The sequence below is a fragment of the Flavobacteriales bacterium genome, assembly GCA_019694795.1.
In the GTDB taxonomy this organism is placed as follows: Bacteria; Bacteroidota; Bacteroidia; order Flavobacteriales_D; family UBA2798; genus UBA2798.
Genome location: JAIBBF010000029.1, coordinates 15,609 through 34,240, shown reverse-complemented (window position 1 = coordinate 34,240; position 18,632 = coordinate 15,609). Strand labels below are relative to the sequence as shown.

Below are 18,632 nucleotides of genomic sequence, written 5' to 3'. Positions count from 1 at the left end.
AAACATCCGACGATCGTATTATTGCAGTAGATGCAAAAGTAACGCTCGATGATAACGCATTGTTCCGTCACCCCGACTATGCCGAAATGCGCGATACTACCGAAGAAGATCCTACCGAAGTGGAAGCAGGTTCATACGATTTGAACTATGTAAAACTGGATGGAAACGTTGGTTGTATGGTGAACGGTGCCGGACTTGCAATGGCTACAATGGATATTATTAAATTATCCGGCGGAGAGCCTGCCAACTTTTTGGACGTTGGAGGAACTGCTAATGCACAACGCGTGGAGAATGCATTCCGTATCATTTTAAAAGATCCGAATGTAAAAGCAATTCTGGTTAATATTTTCGGAGGAATTGTACGTTGCGACCGCGTTGCACAAGGTGTGGTTGATGCCTACAAAAACATTGGCGATATTAAAGTTCCAATCATTATCCGTTTGCAGGGTACCAATGCTACAGAAGCAAAAAAATTAATCGACGATAGTGGTTTAAAAGTTCACTCCGTGATTCAGCTGAAAGATGCTGCAGCAAAGGTGAAAGAAGTTTTGGCCTGATTCGAAAAACAATCATATTAATAGCGGGATTTATTCCCGCTATTTTTTTTTAAAGCGCATGAAAAAAATTATTCCTTTTGTATTGATTCTGTTTTTAGGATCATGTGTAATCACCCAGCATCTGCACTTCAATAAAGATGGGGGTGGACATCTCCTCTACCGTATCGATTTAAAAAATCTGATGACGGCCCTGGATGGACTAAAAGAGCTGGAAGGCCTTGGATCGGATAGCCTTCTTACTGGTAGTGCTCCGGAACCAACGGAAATCAGTGAGGAGAGTTCAGAAGAAGATTCTACCAACATGTTGCAAAATATGAGCGCTTCTACGATGGAAATGATTGAGCTATTAAAAGAAAAATCAGGAATAAAGAATGTCCGCCAGGAAGTAAACTGGGATTCTTCCTATATCGAAATTCACCTCGATTTTGAAAATATTAACGCTCTGCAGGAAATGTTAAGCGGCGATTTTTTAATGAATAACACGGTCACTTTGTCGTATAAGGGCAAAAAATTTTCAGTGAAGAATTTACCAACTCCGGATGCCGAAAAAGCGAATGGGGAAAATTTAGATATGAATAGCGATGATCCTTTAACGGCAGGTCTTCAGTCTTTCTCCATTCATTATATTTATTCCTTCGAGCGAAAGATTAAATCGCATAAAGGGAATTATCAAAAAGGACCCTATGAAAATTCACTGATCTATTCCGGTGAATATAGCGTAATCAGTAAAGATCCTTCCATGATTGATCTTTCGGTAAAACTGAAATAAGAAATATATTTGTACCCAAATTTGGCCTTATGCAGATTCTCGACGGTAAAAAAACTTCAGAAGAAATTAAAAAGGAAATAGCTATTGAGGTAGCAGAAATCCGAAATAAAAAAGGAAAAATTCCTCATTTGGCAGCAATTCTGGTGGGCAGTAACGGGGCGTCGATGACCTATGTGAATTCTAAGATTAAAGATTGCGAAGAGGTTGGATTTAAATCCTCATTGGTAAAATTGTCGGATACCGTTTCTGAAAAGGAACTCATAAAGAAAATTAAAGAGCTGAATGCAGATGAAGATGTAGATGGATTTATCGTTCAGCTTCCTTTGCCACAGCATATCGATGAGAAAAAAATCATTAAAGCAATTAAGCCCGAAAAAGATGTGGATGGATTCCATCCCGAAAATGTAGGAAAGATGGCTTTGAATCTGCCCGGCTTTTTACCGGCAACTCCATATGGGATAATTCAATTGTTGCAGCGATATAATGTAGAAACCACAGGTAAACATTGCGTAGTTGTTGGTCGTAGTCATATTGTTGGCTTACCCATGAGTATTTTAATGGGGAGAAATGCCTATCCCGGAAATTGCACGGTGACACTCACGCATAGTCGCACAGTGAATTTTAAAGAGATTTGCCGCACCGCAGATATTTTAATCGTGGCATTGGGTAAACCGGAACATATAACTGCAGATATGGTAAAAGACGGTGTTGTAATTGTAGATGTAGGAATCACCCGTGTTCCGGATGCCAGTAAGAAAGCCGGATACCGAATTGTAGGTGATGTGAAATTTGATGAAGTGGCCCCCAAATCATTATTCATCACACCGGTGCCGGGAGGGGTTGGACCAATGACCAGGGCATCTTTATTAAAGAATACACTTCTTGCTTCAAAAATGAAATAAAAAAAAGCGGTCCGATAAAGACCGCTTTTTTTATTTAGAATTTGAAATGTAAATCCAGATAGAATCCTCGTCCTCTTGTTCTGAAACCGTTGATGTCGGAATATTGAACATCAGCTATATTTTCTACTCTTAAAACAGCATTCAGCCATTGGGTGGGTTGATACCTGAGATTGAAATCTACCAATGAATAATTCTTTAAAAGCATAGAATTTAATCCTCCATTGGGATAAACCGAATAATCATAGAAAATATCCGAACGACTACCGGCCATTCTTAATGTAGTGCTCAGGTCAAGTTTTTTAGATGGTTGGTATCCCAGTGTTATTCGTGCTGTATTGGGTCGGCGACTTAATCCGTAAATTTCTTTTTTCTCATTGAGGAATATACCATTGGTGAACAATTGAATTTGATTTCCGTCGGCGTGACTCAAATCAATCGATGCCGGATCAAAATTAAGTCGACCATTGATCATGGATGCATTTGCTTGCAGATAAACACGGTCGCTTAAACGCGAATATACCATCAGTTCAATACCGGAATTGGTCATGGTTCCTACATTCATATACGCATCACCCAGCATATTGATCCAGCTCAAACTATCTGTTGGAACATTTTTATCCCAGATGTAAACATAGTCGATTACGTTTTCAATTTTATTGGTGAACGCTGCAATGCTGAAATTGAATTTTTTTCCAATGGATTGTTTAATTCCAATTTCAAACGACTGTGCCTGTTCTGGTTTTAATCCCGAATTTCCCAGCGTAAATCCATAACCATAATAATCTTCCGGAGAAAATAATTGATACAATGAAGGAGAATTATATCCCGTGGAGTAGGAGAGGTACAGTAAAGAATTTTCCGATAAATTGTATTTGGGATTTATTTCATAGGTAAAATAATTTCCAAAAACGGAATTGTTGTTGAATCGTCCGCCCAGCGTTAAAGTGAAATCCCTGAGTTTGGAATGTATTCCGGAACCTAAAACATCAGCCTGCGCATAAAAGGAACTGGTTGAAATATTCATTTTTAGTGAATCGAAATTCATTTTGCTCTCAAATAACCAGGCTGAGTTAAAATAATACGATTCAATATTCATTTCTTCGCTGTAATACGAAGCCCCAGTTACCAAACGAAATAGTTTATTGAACCAGGAAAACTGGAGATCGTGATTTTGTGTTTTTCCGCTGTAGGTAGAACTGGTATAGGTATTGTCATAATCACCTGCAAAATCAATGATCGAAGAATCATTTTCAGCAAATCGTTCCATGGAGCTGAATCCACCTAAATACTGAATTTTCATTTTATCATTTAACCGGTATTCCAATCCTCCGCTTGCCAGGTTGCGTTTAAATTGTACTGTGTAATTATCATCATCGGTATAAGCTCCTTTGTCCACATCAGAAATCTGATTGCTGTTTCGGAATCCTACCCAGGCATGAATTTTCTTTTTTTCAATTCCTAAGCGAACATTTAAATCTGTTTTATTAAATCCATCCTGATCGCGTTGATGAAACATTCCGGGTTGGATGGTGGTGGTATCCAGTGTAGCATCCATTCCGTTTACCATGCTTTGGTACAGCGAAGCATTTCCATAAAAACCGCTGCTGGTATCGGCATAGGAAACAAGTGCATTTCCACCGAATAATTTTGCATCCGGAGAAAACAAGCCTCCCTGTAAATTTACATTGCCATGAAATCCCTGATCACCCTTTTTTCGGGTGATAATATTAATGACCCCACCAATGGCAGAACTTCCGTATAAGGTACTGTGCGCGCCTCTAACAATTTCAATCCGCTCTACATTACTTAACGACAATTCATTTAAATCTGTAGCATTATTTACAGTGCTTGGATCGGTAATTCGAATTCCGTCAATCATTACCATGGTCTGATTCGAATTGGTTCCCCGCATAAATAATGTTTGAACCGAACCCGGATTTTGATTGGCGCCAACTACATAAATTCCTTCTTGTGCGCTGAGCAATTCGCCAACGTTTCTGTAGGACATCTTCTCAATTTCCTCACGTGAAACCACAGTTACGCTTCGTCCGGTTTCTGCAGTGTTTTGTTCGTAGCGACAGGCAGATACAATAACTTCCTGCAATAATTTTGTTGAATCCTGATGCTGGGCTAAAGCAGTTTTTCCAATTAAAAAAACCACCGTAAACAGCATCCTTTTTTTCTCCTTTTTCATTTTTTTTAGAGTAAAAATATTTAACAAAGGAGTAAAGGTCTGCAAATGGAAAAAGCATAACGCTCCGACCATTTGAAGTTCTTTACCCGAGAACTAAAAATGGAAAGGAATCAGATGTGTGCACCAATCTTTTTTCCTCTCAGTTACGGCAGGTCTTCTGGCTCGTCCTTCGCGCTTCCTTCCCATTCCGAAGAACAGTGGATTTAAGTGATGCGCATGGAGAAAATCTCCGGACTTACAGCTGCGGGAACAGCTCCCGGTTTTAACGGGATTCCCTTTTAATTTTTGTCACCCATAGGGTGATAAAAACCGTAAACCGATGCAAATATAGAAAAATAAACAAACAGGAAAGGGAAGGGGGGAAGGCGATTATTCGTGACGAAAAATATCAGATTTGTTTTTCGGACGGGAATTTCCGTGCCACTTGAAATCCTTAAGTAGTTTGTCTTTCGGATTTATGCGATCCATAGGATAAAAAACAGCTTCCGGCTCGGTAATAAAAGTGATAGCGGAAATTTTATTTTCGGCTAGACGAATACGTATATCCGAACACTCTGCCTTATTCATTCCAATGCGCTTTTTACCTTCTTCTCCGGCGTAGTAAATGGTTTGACCATTTCCTTTGATATCGATCTGACTCAATTGTTCATTTACAAAAACAGCATGCATGGATCTGCCTTTAATTTGATTATATCCCGTACTGTCCACCTGCGATGCAATAAAACAGTCGTCATATAAATCGGCCCTGTCAATTGTTTTTTCTTTAAAGCGGATATTCATTTTTACGGCACTCAATTGATTTTCCTGATGCCATATTACAGGTGTACCCATCAATTGCAATAAACTATCGCCTTCGCTAAAATTTAAACTGTCACAAATGCCTTGTAAATCCGATTTGAAAAATCGTACATGGTGCCATGCTACAAAATGTTGTTTGTCTGTAGCTAAGTTTTTAAATCCATATAAGGTGTCGGCATGAATATAAAGCGAATCTTTTTCAAACTTCCGGATAAGAACCGCCGAATCCGTAATCATGGATGTTCCTTTTACTTCATCAAATTGCGCCCGTTTTCCTTCGGCAATCATAGCATTTAAAGTGTCCTGCAATTGAAATTTTCCATGCGCAGATCCTTTACCGGTTTTTCGGTTGTAACGGATAGAATCGCCGTGAATGAGGTGTTCTTTGCTGCTTAGAAATGCATTTTTCGAAAAGAAGGATTCATCTGTCCGGGTATTGTACCAGCCATTTTCGCAAAAGATTAACCCAGAATTGGTGCGAATGGTGGTGGGACCCGAAAAAAAAGCGGTTTCTTGTGGTGTGTGATAACGTAAAGTATCGCATTGCATCGTATACTCGGGGTGATTCAATCGTACAGAGTCGCTGAAGAAAATGTCTTTACTCTTACTCCTGTATTCACCATTGCGACTGGTCAACGTATTCTTATTTCGTGCAGATCGGATTATTCCTCCATTGGTATACCAGCCCCTTCCTTCTTTGGCATCGAATTCAATGGAATCGGTTTCCATATTCATATCCAATTCCACCATGCGAACATGACCACGCATTTTTCCATAGCGGAGATTCGCATCATAGAATAATGAATCGCCATATACATTCAAGGAATCGCCTTGCTTCATATGGAGATGTCCGAACGCATACAATTTTCCTTTCTTCTGAAAAATCCAGGCACTATCGCAGTACATTGTGGTGTTTTCATGCTTCACCTGCACATTGCCAATAACGCGTTGTGCTTCGCTGCGTTTCTGATCAAAAATTAATTTATCGGCCGATACCACCTCAATCATCGAAGGCTGATTTTTCCCTTGTTTGGAAGGGGATTGCGCACCTGCCAAAAGAGGAATCAGAAAAGACAATATGGAGATAATGTGCTTGATGGTAGAATCAACGGTGAATTGGTAAAATTAATATACGCTGAGGGTAAAAAAAAAGATCCTGTCCTTAGGTAGGGGGACAGGATCTTGTGCTAATCGTTAATTATTTTCCAAGTTTTGCTCTCAGACCTTTGTCGATTTCATTGAGGAAATCTTCAGTATACAAATATTGATCCTTGGTTACTTTATCGCCATAAATACAAACAGCAAGGTCTTTGGTCATTTTACCGCTTTCAACGGTTTCAATACAAACCTTTTCAAGTGTGTTCGAGAAGTTGATTAATTCCTGGTTATTGTCCAGTTTTCCGCGGAACGCTAACCCACGGCTCCATGCAAAAATAGAGGCGATTGGATTGGTGGAAGTAGGATTCCCTTTTTGGTGTTCACGGAAGTGACGGGTAACGGTTCCATGTGCTGCTTCTGCTTCCATGATTTTTCCATCAGGAGTAACAAGCACTGAAGTCATTAATCCCAATGATCCAAATCCCTGAGCAACGCTGTCGGACTGTACATCTCCGTCGTAATTTTTACAAGCCCAAACGAATTTACCATTCCACTTCATTGCCGATGCAACCATATCATCGATTAAACGATGTTCATAGGTAATTCCAGCTGCTTTGAATTTTTCTTTGAATTCGCTTTCGTAAACTTCCTGGAAAATATCTTTAAAGCGACCATCATATTTTTTAAGAATGGTGTTTTTGGTCGATAAATAAACCGGCCAACCTTTTTGTAATCCCATATTCATACAGCTGCGCGCAAAACCACGAATGGATTCATCCACATTGTACATGCTTAAGGCTACACCGGGTCCATTAAATGAATACACTTCGTGTTCAATAATGGTTCCGTCTTCACCTTCGAATTTTACTTTGAGCTTTCCTTTACCGGGAACAACGAAATCAGTAGCACGGTATTGATCACCGAATGCGTGGCGACCAACAATGATTGGAGAGTCCCAGGTAGTTACTAAACGGGGAACGTTTTTGCAAACAATCGGCTCGCGGAATACAGTACCATCCAAAATATTACGAATAGTACCATTGGGCGATTTCCACATTTGTTTCAGGTTAAATTCCTTTACGCGTGCTTCATCAGGAGTAATGGTTGCGCATTTAATTCCTACGCCATATTGTTTTATTGCATTAGCAGCATCAACAGTAACCTGATCCGAGGTAGCATCACGGTTTTCCATTCCCAAATCGTAATATTTAATATCGATATCGAGATAAGGAATAATGAGTTTGTCTTTAATGAATTTCCAGATAATTCTGGTCATCTCATCTCCGTCGAGTTCAACTACGGGATTGGCTACTTTAATTTTGCTCATGGTTTGTTTGTGTTAAAAAGATAAAATGAAAACTACCTTGTTGAGGCGGATCAAAATTAACTTTTTTGAGAAACGAAAACAGGAAAAAATATTAAGAGATCGTTGAAATTATTCACCGTCATCCTTCGGACGATACGTGTTCGATACGGAGGTAATCATCATGCCCATTAAAACAAACACCACCCCGAATCCGAACCAGGCCCAGGCCGACATCCCGTACCAAAGGGGAGGAACCTCAGAAATAACGAGCAAGGCAGAACCTACCAGGAAAGAGGCAATCAGAATGGTAAGAACCATTTGCCTTGTCAGTCGCTCCATGGTGTGGATAAATGGATCCACTCCTTTATGCTGTAAATCCACTTTAAACTGACCACTTTTGGCCATTTTCATCACCTGTCTTAAATCGTTCGGAAAATCCTCCAGGTAGGAGCCGAATTCGCTTGCAAAATTGAACATGCGCTTTCCAAAGGCCCCAATGCCATGATCTTTTTTAATCATGCGAATGATGTAGGGCAGAATTTCTTCGGTGAGCGACAATTCCGGATCCAACTGGCGAACGATTCCTTCGGCTGAAACCATGGCCCGGGTTAAAAGAAAGAAATGTGCGGGGACTTTTAGATTGTGCTTTAAAATAATGTCTTTCAGGTCCAGCAACATGTCCGAAATATTGTCCTGGTATTTATCATTCACACTATACTTCCCTACAAATTCATGAACGTCAAATTCCAACTGCCGTGAATCGTTGATGATGGAAATGTCGCCAAGAAAGTGGATATAGCGGATAATGCGTTTTACATTTTTTTCCTCAATGGCCAATATCAGGTTACCCAGATTTTCCATATCTCTTTTCATGATGCTCCCCATCATTCCGAAATCCAGATAAGCCACCACATTATTATCCATAGCCAATAAATTTCCGGCATGCGGATCGGCATGGAAAAATCCGTAATCGAACAGCTGTTGGTAAAAACTGTTTAATACGCGTTTTGCAAGGACTTTCCGATCAAGATTTCGTTCAGAAATTTTATTCAGATCGCTGATTTTTACGCCATGAATAAAATCCTGCGTAATCACTTTTGAAGAAGAAAGTTCCTTGTAAAAATTGGGAACATAAATGGTTTTATCTTCCCGGAATTGGTGTAGAAAACGCTGAAGGTTCCAGGTTTCATGAATAAAATCCAATTCCTTTTGAATGGAGTCGGCAAAATTATCGACGAGTCCAATCGCATCAAATTGCTTTAACGATGGTATCCGCTTCGAAAGCATCTCGGCGATATCTCGCATGATTTTTACATCCTGCAGGATGATCTGACGGATATTCGGTCGTTGAACCTTTACGGCAACAACGGTCCCATCAAATAACTTCGCCTTATGAACCTGTGCCATGGAGGCGGAGGCTATAGGTGTGGGATCAAATTCCTGATATAAATCTTTAATGGGTTTACCGAACTCTTTGAGGATGATTTCCTCCACCTCTTTAAATGGGAAAGGGGGGACAGAGTCCTGCAATTTTTTTAATTCTTCAATTAAAGGTTCGGGAACCAGGTCCGGACGATTACTAACGATTTGTCCGAATTTTACATAGGTAGGTCCTAATTCCTCACACACCATTCGCATCTTTTCCCACTTGGTGAGATTCACCGCTCGTTTAAAACGATTGCGCGAAATTATTTTGCGAATAAGCGGGAAGCGATGATTTTCTTCCAGGTAGGCTACATAATCATCAAAACCAAATTTTACCAGGGTAGATAAAATTTGATTATAGCGACGGATGTGGCGTAATTGACGGAAGAAAAATCCCATGGAGTTGTATTACTTTAATTTCGATTCGAGATCAGAAATTCGTTTTTTCAATGCATCCAGTTCCTCCTTGGTAGCGAGGTGCAGCGTATCATAAATTTCTTTCGAAACATTTTCGATTTTCGATTCAATTTCGTCTTTAACCTGTTTGGAGCGGTCGATTAACTCATTGATCATTTTTTTACCTTCCTCTTCCGTCATTTTTCCTTTTTCGGTGAGTTCTTTGGTAAACTCTTCAATTTTCTCCTTGTTCATGCTGGCGTAACCTACTGCCATATAAAGCATGTTTTTAATAAAATCTTTTTCCATTGTATATGTTTTTTACAAATATGAGATCATTCGCCAATTAACGATATGAGTTTTATCCATAGATTAAATCGAAGAAAACTGATTAAAGTTAGACTTTTATTTTAATTGCCTGTGTTATTCTCATTTTCAATACTGCTTTAAATATGCTAGTTTAGCATAATAATTCAAGCCACAGGAATGAGTACAATTGTTTGTCCGATTGATTTTCAGGATGCTTCCCTTTATTCGGTTCGCATTGCTGCTGCAATTGCAGAAAAAACCAATGCCGAAATTCTATTTTTGCATGCCCAAAATGAACCGGAGAATCAAATGCGCGAGCGATTGGAAGCGGGAATGGCAAGGGTTGGATTTACCATGGAAAAATTAAGTTCCAGACCATTTTCATTTGTAGATTCCCGTAAAGGATTAATTCAATCGATTAAGGAAATAGGACAGAGTAAGGACATCGGTTTAATCATTATGATTACCAATGGAATTTCGGATTTAAAAGAATTGTATGGTGGAACTCATACAGAAAATGTAGCCGGAAAAACGCCATATCCCGTTCTTTCTGTTCCCCATGATTTTGAAGGCAAGGATTTCAAGCAAATTTTATTTGCAACTGATTATGAATCGTCGGCCATGGCAGACACAGAATCATTGTTACTTTTTGCTCAGGTGTTTGGAAGTAAACTGCACGTGATTCACATTAGTGATGAAGAAAATCCCGCATCGCAATCCTTATTCGAATCGTTCAAAAATGGAATTTCATCTAAGTTCGGAGCAGGAACGGTGGATGTTCGCCGCGTAATTGGTACTGATAAGGAAAGTTTGTTGTTGAATGAAGCTGTTGAATTAGATGTAGACCTGATTTCGCTTCATAAAAATCAGTTCAATGTGGCGGATGGATCGAAAACGGACTTGTTCGTACGCATGGCCCAGTTTCCGGTGTTGATTTTGAAATCCTGATTTTACCGGGATTTAAATGTAACCGGCAAATTTAATTTTTGCTTAAACATCATTCCTTCGTCGTAGATTTCTTCATCCTCTTCATCGTAATTCCATACGATTTCAATTTCTTTTCCGCTTTCTCTCAGTTTTGCTGCACGTAAAAAAATATCGATGAGCATTTTTTGAGAAATGGAATTGATGTATTCGAGATAAAATTCGAAATGCGTTTTGCCCGGACTATTCGCAATGTATTTATCGAGCCAATCCAGAATTGGAAAATAAAACGCAGCCGCATCCTCCGGAATGGAACGTCCCACCATTTCAATACGTTGATTGCTGGGGTCGAGCAATACGAATGGAGTGGTATCTGTAGCCGGTATGCGAATTAAATCCATAATGCAAAGTTATGGAATACCGATTGATTTACAAGTATCAGGATTTTAATTGACGGCGAATTTCAGCCATTTGCAAAGCAGCAACAGCACTTTCTACCCCTTTATTGCCATGTTTTCCACCGGCACGGTCCAGACTTTGTTGTCGGGTATTATCCGTTAACACACAAAAAATAACAGGTGTTCCGGTTTTAAGGCCCAAGTCCATCACCCCTTGGGTGACACCATTACAAACAAAATCAAAATGACGGGTTTCTCCCTGAATCACGCAACCAATGGTTATTACTGCATCTGGTTGATGTTTTTCGATCAGAAGTTGAGCGGTTAAGGGCAATTCAAATGCACCGGGACAAACCTCGGTGATGATGTTTTCATCCTTCACACCGTGTTTTAATAAGGTTTCCCTTGCACCTGAAAATAAAGCGGAAGTAATTTCCCAATTCCATTCGGCCAGCGCAATAGCTATTTTCATTCCTGAACCATCAGGAACTTTAGAATGATCGTAATCGGAAAGGTCTTTAGCTGCGGTAGCCATTATTCTGCAGATCCAGCACGGTTTTTTGTGCGGGCGATATATTTTTCAATATCACGTCCTTCGTCGGAATCTTCGAAATCGTTGAAAATTCGCTCGTAGTATTCAAGTGCTTTTGCATTATCACCTTTTTCTTCATAAAGCAAAGCTGCCTTTTTTAAGAACATAGGTGTAGTGAACAAATTAGCATTGGCGTTGGCCGCATCTTCATATTTACTGATTGCTGTTTCAACATCACCTTTTTCCAGATAGGCATCACCAAGCGCACCCTTAGCAAGTGGAGCAGCAATTTGATCGTCCAACTCAACTTCTTCCAATGCGGTAATAGCTAGGTCGAATTGACCCGTATTTAAATAGCAAATTCCCAAATAGAAATTCGCAAGATTTCCAGCTTGTGTCCCGCTGTATTCCTCTGCAATCTGTAAAAATCCGGGATAGGACTCGCCTGTTTTTGGATCATTGTATCCATTGATTGCAAGATTAAAGGAATCCACCTCAAAATAATATTGGGCTTTCCACATGATATCTTTGGCTTCAGCTTCTTTGGGCTGTTTATAAAGTTTCAGATAAGCAATAAAACCTAAAATCAAAGCGATGGCCACACCTCCGATAATCATCAGACTTTTCTGATTCTCGCGGAAGTAGTTTTCAAATTTACCCATCGGGTTTTGTGCAGGTACTGAGGTTTCTTCTGTTGACATGTACATTGAATTGGACTGCAAAAATAACTTTTTTTTAAAACCAGCCTCAATGGAACCTCAATTGCTTAATTTTGGACAGATGATTCTCGAAAGGCTATACCTTCTTCAGTTTAAAAATATCCGGGAAATGAGCCTTGAAATGGCCCCGAAAGCCAATTGTTTTCTGGGCGAAAACGGGGAGGGGAAAACCAATATACTGGATGCCATTCACTACCTTTCTTTTACTAAAAGCTATTTTAATCAGATTGATAATCAGAATATTAATCATAATGAGGACTATTTTGTGGTCCAGGGTTGGTACCAGTTAAACGGCGAGGGATTAGAGATTTATTGTGGCTTAAAACGAGGTCAGAAAAAGAACTTTAAGAAAAATAAGAAGGAATACGAGCGCCTGGCGGACCATATTGGTATTTTGCCCCTGGTGATGGTATCGCCTTCGGATGCGGATTTAATTAATGAGGGGAGCGAGGTGAGGAGGAAGTTTATTGATTCCATCATTTCTCAATACGATAAGGTTTACCTGGAACGATTAATCGATTATAATAAGGTCCTTTTACAACGCAACGCATTACTGAAACGATTTGCAGAAACCCGTTCTTATTCGGCCGATCTATTGGATGTTTGGGACATTAAACTCTCTGAACTTGGGCGATGGATTTATGAAAAGCGGAAACAGTTTTTGTCGGAATTTATCGTCCTGTTTAATCGTTATTTCGCATTACTTTCAGGTGGTAAGGAAGAAGTTGGAATTGATTATAAATCTGATTTGGCAGAACACGATTTTTATGCCTTGTTAAAATCGAATCTGCATAAAGACCGCTCCGCCGAATACACTACGGCTGGAATTCATAAGGATGATCTGATCTTTATGATGAATGATCACCCGGTGAAAAAATTCGGATCTCAGGGTCAACAAAAAAGTTATCTCATTGCTTTAAAACTTGCTCAGTACAAGCATATCTCCACGCTTAAGCAAACGCTTCCGATTTTACTCCTCGATGATATTTTCGATAAGCTGGATGTAAAGCGGGTTGCAGGATTAATGAAAATAGTGACTTCCGAAGATTTCGGTCAACTTTTTATCACCGATACCGACCCCGAAAAACTCCCTGCCTTGTTGGAAGAATTGGGTGTAACGTTCAAGACCTATTTTATAAAAGAAGGGGGACTGGCATGAGTAAACGCAATTCGAACCAAACGACCTTAAAAGAAGCTATAGATCGATTACTTCAGGCCTATAAATTGAAGGGTAAAATGCAGGAATTGGATATCGTTAGTTCCTGGGAGCAAATTATGGGAAGAACCATAGCAAAGCGGACCAAAGATCTTTACATTAAAGATAAAGTGTTGGTTGTAAAATTAGATTCCAGCGTGCTTCGGGAAGAGCTTCAAATGGGGAAATCAAAAATTATTGAATTGATCAATCAGCACGCCGGTGAGGAAGTGGTGAATGAAATCATTTTAAAATAAAAAAGGCCCTCAAGGGGCCTTTGAAGTGTGTTATTTCCGGATTAGTGACGGTCGAATCCTGAGAAGAAAAAGTTTCCTTCGATTTCAGCATTTTCATTACTATCTGAACCATGAACCGCATTTTTGGCCTTAGATTCAGCATACAGTTTACGGATGGTTCCTTCTTCTGCCTGGCTAGGGTCAGTAGCACCGATCAATTTGCGGAAATCCGCCACGGCATTATCCTTTTCAAGGATAGCAGCTACAATTGGTCCAGAGCTCATATAATCAACCAGTTCGCCATAAAATGGGCGTTCTTTGTGAACTTCATAAAATTTCATTGCCTGTTCGCGGGTCAGGCGGGTATAACGCATAGCGATCAGACGGAAACCGTTGGAAACAATGTGATCGAGAATTTTACCGGTGTTATTGGCTGCAACGCCGTCCGGCTTAATCATGGTAAATGTTCTGTTAGTGGCCATTTTTTAGAGGTTGTATAAAATCGGCCACAAAGGTATTAAAAGTTGTAACAGAAAATTCATTTTTAAGCAATTTTGCCTGCTTGTCGGTTGAGAAATATTACTATTTTTGTTATTCAATCAACCCTTATAACTATGAACAAAGGTACCCGGATTATGCTTGTAGCGGCAACACTTTCTACCGCTCTGTATTCCTGTGGCGGCGGCGAAAATGAGCATGAAGTAACGAATGTTACTACAGATTCTGCTACTGTGGAGCAGCCCAAAGAGGATAATGTATATTACCAGATTCCAACTCCGAACGAGTTCTTCTCTGTGATTAAAGAAATCGGCGGTGCTGGTCGTCCGGAATTAATGAATCCGGTATCCAACATGGATAAGTATTTCGACAATAAACACAAGGCGATCAATTTTGGTGTTTATTCAGCGGATTTGGCTTATGCAAGTTGTTATGAAGTTGGACAAAGCGCTCTTGAATATTTTAAAGCAGTTCAAACTTTAGGGGATGAACTGGATATTTCTTCTGCTTTTGATGAATCAGTTTACAAACGCATTGAAGAAAACCTTACTGAAGGTGATTCTCTGGTAAGTTTATCCAATGAAACCTACTTCGATGCATACAATTACCTCGAAGAAAACGAGCGCGGTGAAATCCTTGCCCTGGTTGTTGGAGGCGGATGGCTGGAGTCGATGCACATTGTGATGAATCTTGCTGGTCCATATAAAGACAAAAACCCTTTAATCGAGCGTCTTGCACAACAAGGTCACACGTTAAACAACGTGATTGAGTTCATGCGTAAATACGATCATGATGTAGCGGTTGGCACAACAATTGCAGATTTCGAAGAAATCAAGATGATTTTTGAAACGCTGGAAGTTGAAGAAAAAGATATTACCACCGATTCGAAAGGCGATCAGTTGATGTTCTCCGGAAATGGTGAGTTTAAATTCAACAAGGATAATTATACGGACATGTTCAACAAGGTTGAAGATCTTCGCAACAGAATCATTAACGGTAAAAACTAATAACGGTAAAACTGCCCATACATGAATTTTAAAACCGCACTTATTCTTGCAGCACTTCTTGCTCCGCTTGCAAGTTTTTCTCAAAAGTGTAAAGGCATTCAGTACGAATGTGCTAACATGAGAAAAGAAGAAGGCAAAAACAAATCTGCCAAAGGAGCTCCTGCATGGACCGTTACCGGTCAGTCGCGCTACGGAACATTTGCTTACGGTGATACTACCGAAGTAGCAATTTCCGTATTTAAAGGTGTGAACTACCGTATCTCGTTTTGCTCTATTGATCCGCAAATTCAGGGTAAATTGGTTTTCCAAATCGTTGAGCGCAAAACCCAGGCTCAAACTGAAGAGTATTTTGTTACTGAAGAAGTTCCCAAAACCGATGCACAGGGTAATATGATTACCGATGCAGAAGGAAACCCGATTATGGAGACGAAATCGATTAAAAAGACGCGTCGCGTATACGGAAAAACGCCTATCATCCGCTACAACAATGTGGATGACGGAAATAAACAATGGGTTGAATTTACTACGGATATGGACCGCAGTCTGATTGTTCGTGTAGTTGTTCCATCTGTTGGAGAAAAACCAAAAAATGATCTTTCACCACAAGGATTTGCATGTATCGGTATGCTGGTAGAACAGCAAATGGGTCCGCAAGCCGGAGGTTGGAAATAATAGTTTAAATTATCATGTGAGACCCGTGCTAAAATGTACGGGTCTTTTTTTTCCAGTATACCATGAAAATACCAGTTCAGGAAATCATTCATCACCTGGGTGAAGCCCAAAACATTATAATTACTGCACATAAAAATCCCGATGGCGATGCTTTAGGATCTACACTTGGATTGTACCATGCGTTGCAAAATGCAGGAAAAAACTGCACCGTTGTTTTACCGGATGGGTTCCCTTCATTTATTGCATGGATGCCTTCTGCCGATAAAATTTTGCTCTTTGATTCGATGAAAGAAAAGGTGGTGGAGCAATTTAAGAAGGCTGACCTTGTATTTTGTTTGGACTATAACAGTCTGGATCGTACCGGAGAATTAAGTGCGGTTATTCAGGATTGTCCCGCTCCGAGAATACTTATCGATCATCATCCTTTTCCTTCCGACGAATTTAATGTGCTATACTCCGATACATTTCCCAGTTCAACCTCGGAAATGGTGGTAGAAATGTTGTTGGCGGTTCAGTGGGGACAAATGATTGATGAGAAATCGGCGACTTGTTTATATACCGGTATTGTAACCGATACGGGTTCTTTCCGTTTTTCTTGTACATCTTCGAGAACACACGAGATTGCCGGTCAACTAATACAACGTGGAGCAGCAAATGCCCATATTCACGATTTGTTGTTCGATACGCAGTCGGAATCGAGATTGAAATTGCTTGGTTATGCTTTGTCGGAAAAAATGATTGTAAATCACGCCTTAAAAACAGCGTATATCGTTTTAACGCAAGCCGAACTAAAACGCTTTCATTACCGTAAAGGGGATACGGAGGGAATGGTGAATTATGGATTGGCTATTCAGGGAATAAAAGTGGCAGCGATTTTTGTAGAACATGAAGAGTTGATTAAAATTTCACTGAGAAGCAAGGGCAAGGTTCCTGTGAATGAATTGTCGAGAAATTATTTTTCGGGCGGAGGTCACACCAATGCCGCCGGAGGAAAATGGGAAGGGGATTTGGAATCGTTATTAAAAAAATGGAATGAAGTTTTACCACCATTTATCAATGAACATGGCGAAAAATAATCGTGTTTTTTTTGTGGCTTTTGTTTTTTTATTGCTTTCCTGCGGAGAGGAAGAAAAGCAAACGGTAAAGGATATTGACTATGCCGATATTAAGGAGGACATGATTGATGTGAACCGGGGTTGGACAGAAGAGGAAAACCAGATGATTGAGAATTATGTCCGCCGTCGCAATTGGAAAATGGTAAAAACCGGAACAGGAATTCGCTATTGGGTTTATGAACGAAAAGACACCTTAAGTGATCCAGCCAATGAAGGTGATGAAGTATTTATTAATTATCAAATCCGATTACTGGAAGGTGATTCCTTGTGCTACGATTCAGAAGGAGAACCTGAAAGCTTTATTGTAGCCATGGATCATGTAGAAAATGGTCTTCACGAAGTGGTAACCTATATGCGTAAAGGCGATAAAGCCAAAGTGATTTTGCCCTATAACCGAGCATTTGGACTGGTCGGCGATATGGATCAGATTCCTCCTCAGGCTACCTTAGTGTACGATATGGAAATTACAGAAATAAAAAAGGCGAAGAAATGAAGATTTATGTAAGTGTGTTTATATCCCTCTTATTAGCAGCCTGCGCAGGAGAAATTTCGGGGGTTGAAGAGGTGGAGAAGGATTCTGCAATGGTTGATGTTGACTCATTGGACGATGTGGAAATTCCTGAAATAGATTCATTGATTATTGAAAAAGAATTGCTGGATACTTTAGCCTTTTCTAAGCCGGTGGAAAAAAATCTGGTATCACCGCATGGTGTGCAAATTGAAATTTTGAGTCGCGATCCGAATGGCGTTTCATTGAAAAAAGGTGATGTTGTTCGCATAAAATACCAGGGCAAATTACCCGATGGTAAAATCTTCGATTCTTCAGATATGATCGGAATGCCCCTTCCTTATTATATCGGCGTAAATATGTCGGTAAAAGGTTGGGATGATGCATTGCCTTTGCTACAAAGTGGAGATAAAGTGAGAATGAAAGTTCCCAGTTCCATGGCTTATGGAAAAAAAGGATATGGTAAATTGATTCCACCGAATACCGATCTGCTTTTTGAAATGGAAATTTTAAATATCGTTCAGCCTGAAATCTCTGAGAGTGGATTAAAATTTTACAAGACAGTTGAAAAGGGTGGTGCGCTCATTAAGGAGGGAAATACAGTTACGCTTCATTTCTATGGCTGGCTCGAAAAAACCGGTAAACTTTTCGACGCGAGTTATAGAAGTGGCAATCCCCATGAATTTATATTAGGCAATGGCCGATCGCTTCCTTGCTGGGATGAGGCATTAAAGAAAATGCGCTTAGGTGAGAAGGCAATTATTGTTAGTCCTTCCGCTTTGGCCTATGGTGAAAAGGGCATTCCTGAACTCGTTCCGCCTAATTCTACCTTGATTTATTCATTGGAAGTTGTAGGCGTAAAATAAATTTCTGCTTCATCTTTTCGCTTTTTTGTTTTGAGTAATCAATCTTTTTTTACTTTTGCAGCGGAGAGATGGCAGAGTGGTCGATCGCGGCGGTCTTGAAAACCGTTAGGTGTAACAGCCTCGGGGGTTCGAATCCCTCTCTCTCCGCCACATTTAACTGACCTCGCATTAACCTCGTTTTTGCGGGGTTTTTTGTTTTTAAAACAGA

General features: G+C 40.0%; 20 protein-coding genes, 1 tRNA gene and 1 riboswitch. Of the genes, 12 read left to right on the top strand and 9 right to left on the bottom strand.

Features of this window, described 5'->3' with window-relative positions; all coding sequences use genetic code 11:
• The 3 genes from sucC to K1X56_09925 all read left to right on the top strand — a co-directional run.
• The coding region (sucC, locus tag K1X56_09935) for a succinate--CoA ligase subunit beta (GenBank protein MBX7095032.1) at positions 1–557 on the top strand (557 nt) is incomplete at its 5' end.
• 58 nt (positions 558–615) lie between these two features.
• On the top strand, positions 616–1,326 hold the full coding sequence (locus tag K1X56_09930) for a hypothetical protein (GenBank protein ID MBX7095031.1): 711 nt from the start codon (positions 616–618) through the stop codon (positions 1,324–1,326).
• A 29-nt stretch (positions 1,327–1,355) separates the two neighbouring features.
• Positions 1,356–2,228, top strand: a complete 873-nt coding sequence (locus K1X56_09925; protein ID MBX7095030.1) for a bifunctional 5,10-methylene-tetrahydrofolate dehydrogenase/5,10-methylene-tetrahydrofolate cyclohydrolase — start codon at positions 1,356–1,358, stop codon at positions 2,226–2,228.
• Between the two features lie 34 nt (positions 2,229–2,262).
• On the opposite strand, the gene K1X56_09920 is transcribed toward K1X56_09925, so the two are convergent.
• The 5 genes from K1X56_09920 to K1X56_09900 all read right to left on the bottom strand — a co-directional run bounded on the left by K1X56_09920 (position 2,263) and on the right by K1X56_09900 (position 9,754).
• Positions 2,263–4,422, bottom strand: coding sequence for a TonB-dependent receptor (locus K1X56_09920; GenBank protein MBX7095029.1), 2,160 nt, complete (start codon positions 4,420–4,422; stop codon positions 2,263–2,265).
• Positions 4,423–4,551: 129 nt separating this feature from the next.
• Positions 4,552–4,751: riboswitch (cobalamin riboswitch) on the bottom strand.
• 40 nt (positions 4,752–4,791) lie between these two features.
• Positions 4,792–6,297: a hypothetical protein gene (locus K1X56_09915; protein MBX7095028.1), complete on the bottom strand. Its 1,506-nt coding sequence runs from the start codon at positions 6,295–6,297 to the stop codon at positions 4,792–4,794.
• Between the two features lie 121 nt (positions 6,298–6,418).
• Entirely contained in the window at positions 6,419–7,645 is a 1,227-nt protein-coding gene (locus tag K1X56_09910) for an NADP-dependent isocitrate dehydrogenase (protein ID MBX7095027.1), read from the bottom strand.
• Between the two features lie 108 nt (positions 7,646–7,753).
• On the bottom strand, positions 7,754–9,448 hold the full coding sequence (locus tag K1X56_09905; protein MBX7095026.1) for a hypothetical protein: 1,695 nt from the start codon (positions 9,446–9,448) through the stop codon (positions 7,754–7,756).
• A gap of 9 nt (positions 9,449–9,457) precedes the next feature.
• Entirely contained in the window at positions 9,458–9,754 is a 297-nt protein-coding gene (locus tag K1X56_09900) for a hypothetical protein (protein MBX7095025.1), read from the bottom strand.
• A gap of 177 nt (positions 9,755–9,931) precedes the next feature.
• Here K1X56_09900 and K1X56_09895 point away from each other — a divergent pair, with 177 nt between their 5' ends.
• The gene (locus tag K1X56_09895) at positions 9,932–10,702 is read left to right on the top strand and encodes a universal stress protein (GenBank protein ID MBX7095024.1); all 771 of its coding nucleotides are present in this window, start codon (positions 9,932–9,934) and stop codon (positions 10,700–10,702) included.
• A 2-nt stretch (positions 10,703–10,704) separates the two neighbouring features.
• Here the strand turns inward: K1X56_09895 and K1X56_09890 are convergent, their stop codons facing one another.
• The 3 genes from K1X56_09890 to K1X56_09880 are packed head-to-tail and all read right to left on the bottom strand — an operon-like array spanning position 10,705 to position 12,309.
• On the bottom strand, positions 10,705–11,079 hold the full coding sequence (locus K1X56_09890) for a DUF1987 domain-containing protein (GenBank protein MBX7095023.1): 375 nt from the start codon (positions 11,077–11,079) through the stop codon (positions 10,705–10,707).
• Between the two features lie 37 nt (positions 11,080–11,116).
• Positions 11,117–11,611: a 6,7-dimethyl-8-ribityllumazine synthase gene (gene ribH, locus K1X56_09885; GenBank protein MBX7095022.1), complete on the bottom strand. Its 495-nt coding sequence runs from the start codon at positions 11,609–11,611 to the stop codon at positions 11,117–11,119.
• Entirely contained in the window at positions 11,611–12,309 is a 699-nt protein-coding gene (locus tag K1X56_09880; protein ID MBX7095021.1) for a tetratricopeptide repeat protein, read from the bottom strand. The genes ribH and K1X56_09880 overlap by 1 nt, the downstream gene beginning before the upstream one ends.
• A 79-nt stretch (positions 12,310–12,388) precedes the next feature.
• Here K1X56_09880 and recF point away from each other — a divergent pair, with 79 nt between their 5' ends.
• Both recF and K1X56_09870 read left to right on the top strand, forming a co-directional pair.
• Positions 12,389–13,486 (top strand): DNA replication and repair protein RecF, encoded by a 1,098-nt coding sequence (gene recF / locus K1X56_09875; protein MBX7095020.1) that lies wholly within the window; start codon positions 12,389–12,391, stop codon positions 13,484–13,486.
• A complete protein-coding gene (locus K1X56_09870; GenBank protein ID MBX7095019.1) occupies positions 13,483–13,779 on the top strand; it encodes a DUF721 domain-containing protein in 297 nt (98 codons plus the stop codon). The genes recF and K1X56_09870 overlap by 4 nt, the downstream gene beginning before the upstream one ends.
• A gap of 41 nt (positions 13,780–13,820) precedes the next feature.
• Here K1X56_09870 and K1X56_09865 read toward each other — a convergent pair whose 3' ends face one another.
• Entirely contained in the window at positions 13,821–14,240 is a 420-nt protein-coding gene (locus tag K1X56_09865; protein MBX7095018.1) for a nucleoside-diphosphate kinase, read from the bottom strand.
• Between the two features lie 132 nt (positions 14,241–14,372).
• On the opposite strand from K1X56_09865, the gene K1X56_09860 reads away from it, so the two are divergent.
• The 6 genes from K1X56_09860 to K1X56_09835 all read left to right on the top strand — a co-directional run bounded on the left by K1X56_09860 (position 14,373) and on the right by K1X56_09835 (position 18,574).
• Positions 14,373–15,263 (top strand): hypothetical protein, encoded by an 891-nt coding sequence (locus K1X56_09860; GenBank protein MBX7095017.1) that lies wholly within the window; start codon positions 14,373–14,375, stop codon positions 15,261–15,263.
• Positions 15,264–15,284: 21 nt separating this feature from the next.
• A complete protein-coding gene (locus K1X56_09855; protein MBX7095016.1) occupies positions 15,285–15,935 on the top strand; it encodes a hypothetical protein in 651 nt (216 codons plus the stop codon).
• Positions 15,936–15,997: 62 nt separating this feature from the next.
• Positions 15,998–17,011, top strand: a complete 1,014-nt coding sequence (locus K1X56_09850) for a bifunctional oligoribonuclease/PAP phosphatase NrnA (protein MBX7095015.1) — start codon at positions 15,998–16,000, stop codon at positions 17,009–17,011.
• Positions 16,998–17,543, top strand: a complete 546-nt coding sequence (locus K1X56_09845) for an FKBP-type peptidyl-prolyl cis-trans isomerase (GenBank protein ID MBX7095014.1) — start codon at positions 16,998–17,000, stop codon at positions 17,541–17,543. The genes K1X56_09850 and K1X56_09845 overlap by 14 nt, the downstream gene beginning before the upstream one ends.
• Positions 17,540–18,424, top strand: coding sequence for an FKBP-type peptidyl-prolyl cis-trans isomerase (locus K1X56_09840; protein ID MBX7095013.1), 885 nt, complete (start codon positions 17,540–17,542; stop codon positions 18,422–18,424). The genes K1X56_09845 and K1X56_09840 overlap by 4 nt, the downstream gene beginning before the upstream one ends.
• 62 nt (positions 18,425–18,486) lie before the next feature.
• Positions 18,487–18,574: transfer RNA gene (locus K1X56_09835), tRNA-Ser, on the top strand.
• Positions 18,575–18,632: the final 58 nt, after the last annotated feature.

What these genes read in the sequence shown, in the direction of transcription:
- K1X56_09930 (MBX7095031.1), top strand. Translation starts at nt 616, where the DNA reads ATGAAAAAAATTATTCCTTTTGTATTGATTCTGTTTTTAGGATCATGT.
- K1X56_09925 (MBX7095030.1), top strand. Translation starts at nt 1,356, where the DNA reads ATGCAGATTCTCGACGGTAAAAAAACTTCAGAAGAAATTAAAAAGGAA.
- K1X56_09920 (MBX7095029.1), bottom strand. Translation starts at nt 4,422, where the DNA reads ATGAAAAAGGAGAAAAAAAGGATGCTGTTTACGGTGGTTTTTTTAATT.
- K1X56_09910 (MBX7095027.1), bottom strand. Translation starts at nt 7,645, where the DNA reads ATGAGCAAAATTAAAGTAGCCAATCCCGTAGTTGAACTCGACGGAGAT.
- K1X56_09905 (MBX7095026.1), bottom strand. Translation starts at nt 9,448, where the DNA reads ATGGGATTTTTCTTCCGTCAATTACGCCACATCCGTCGCTATAATCAA.
- K1X56_09900 (MBX7095025.1), bottom strand. Translation starts at nt 9,754, where the DNA reads ATGGAAAAAGATTTTATTAAAAACATGCTTTATATGGCAGTAGGTTAC.
- K1X56_09895 (MBX7095024.1), top strand. Translation starts at nt 9,932, where the DNA reads ATGAGTACAATTGTTTGTCCGATTGATTTTCAGGATGCTTCCCTTTAT.
- K1X56_09890 (MBX7095023.1), bottom strand. Translation starts at nt 11,079, where the DNA reads ATGGATTTAATTCGCATACCGGCTACAGATACCACTCCATTCGTATTG.
- ribH (MBX7095022.1), bottom strand. Translation starts at nt 11,611, where the DNA reads ATGGCTACCGCAGCTAAAGACCTTTCCGATTACGATCATTCTAAAGTT.
- K1X56_09880 (MBX7095021.1), bottom strand. Translation starts at nt 12,309, where the DNA reads ATGTCAACAGAAGAAACCTCAGTACCTGCACAAAACCCGATGGGTAAA.
- recF (MBX7095020.1), top strand. Translation starts at nt 12,389, where the DNA reads ATGATTCTCGAAAGGCTATACCTTCTTCAGTTTAAAAATATCCGGGAA.
- K1X56_09870 (MBX7095019.1), top strand. Translation starts at nt 13,483, where the DNA reads ATGAGTAAACGCAATTCGAACCAAACGACCTTAAAAGAAGCTATAGAT.
- K1X56_09865 (MBX7095018.1), bottom strand. Translation starts at nt 14,240, where the DNA reads ATGGCCACTAACAGAACATTTACCATGATTAAGCCGGACGGCGTTGCA.
- K1X56_09860 (MBX7095017.1), top strand. Translation starts at nt 14,373, where the DNA reads ATGAACAAAGGTACCCGGATTATGCTTGTAGCGGCAACACTTTCTACC.
- K1X56_09855 (MBX7095016.1), top strand. Translation starts at nt 15,285, where the DNA reads ATGAATTTTAAAACCGCACTTATTCTTGCAGCACTTCTTGCTCCGCTT.
- K1X56_09850 (MBX7095015.1), top strand. Translation starts at nt 15,998, where the DNA reads ATGAAAATACCAGTTCAGGAAATCATTCATCACCTGGGTGAAGCCCAA.
- K1X56_09845 (MBX7095014.1), top strand. Translation starts at nt 16,998, where the DNA reads ATGGCGAAAAATAATCGTGTTTTTTTTGTGGCTTTTGTTTTTTTATTG.
- K1X56_09840 (MBX7095013.1), top strand. Translation starts at nt 17,540, where the DNA reads ATGAAGATTTATGTAAGTGTGTTTATATCCCTCTTATTAGCAGCCTGC.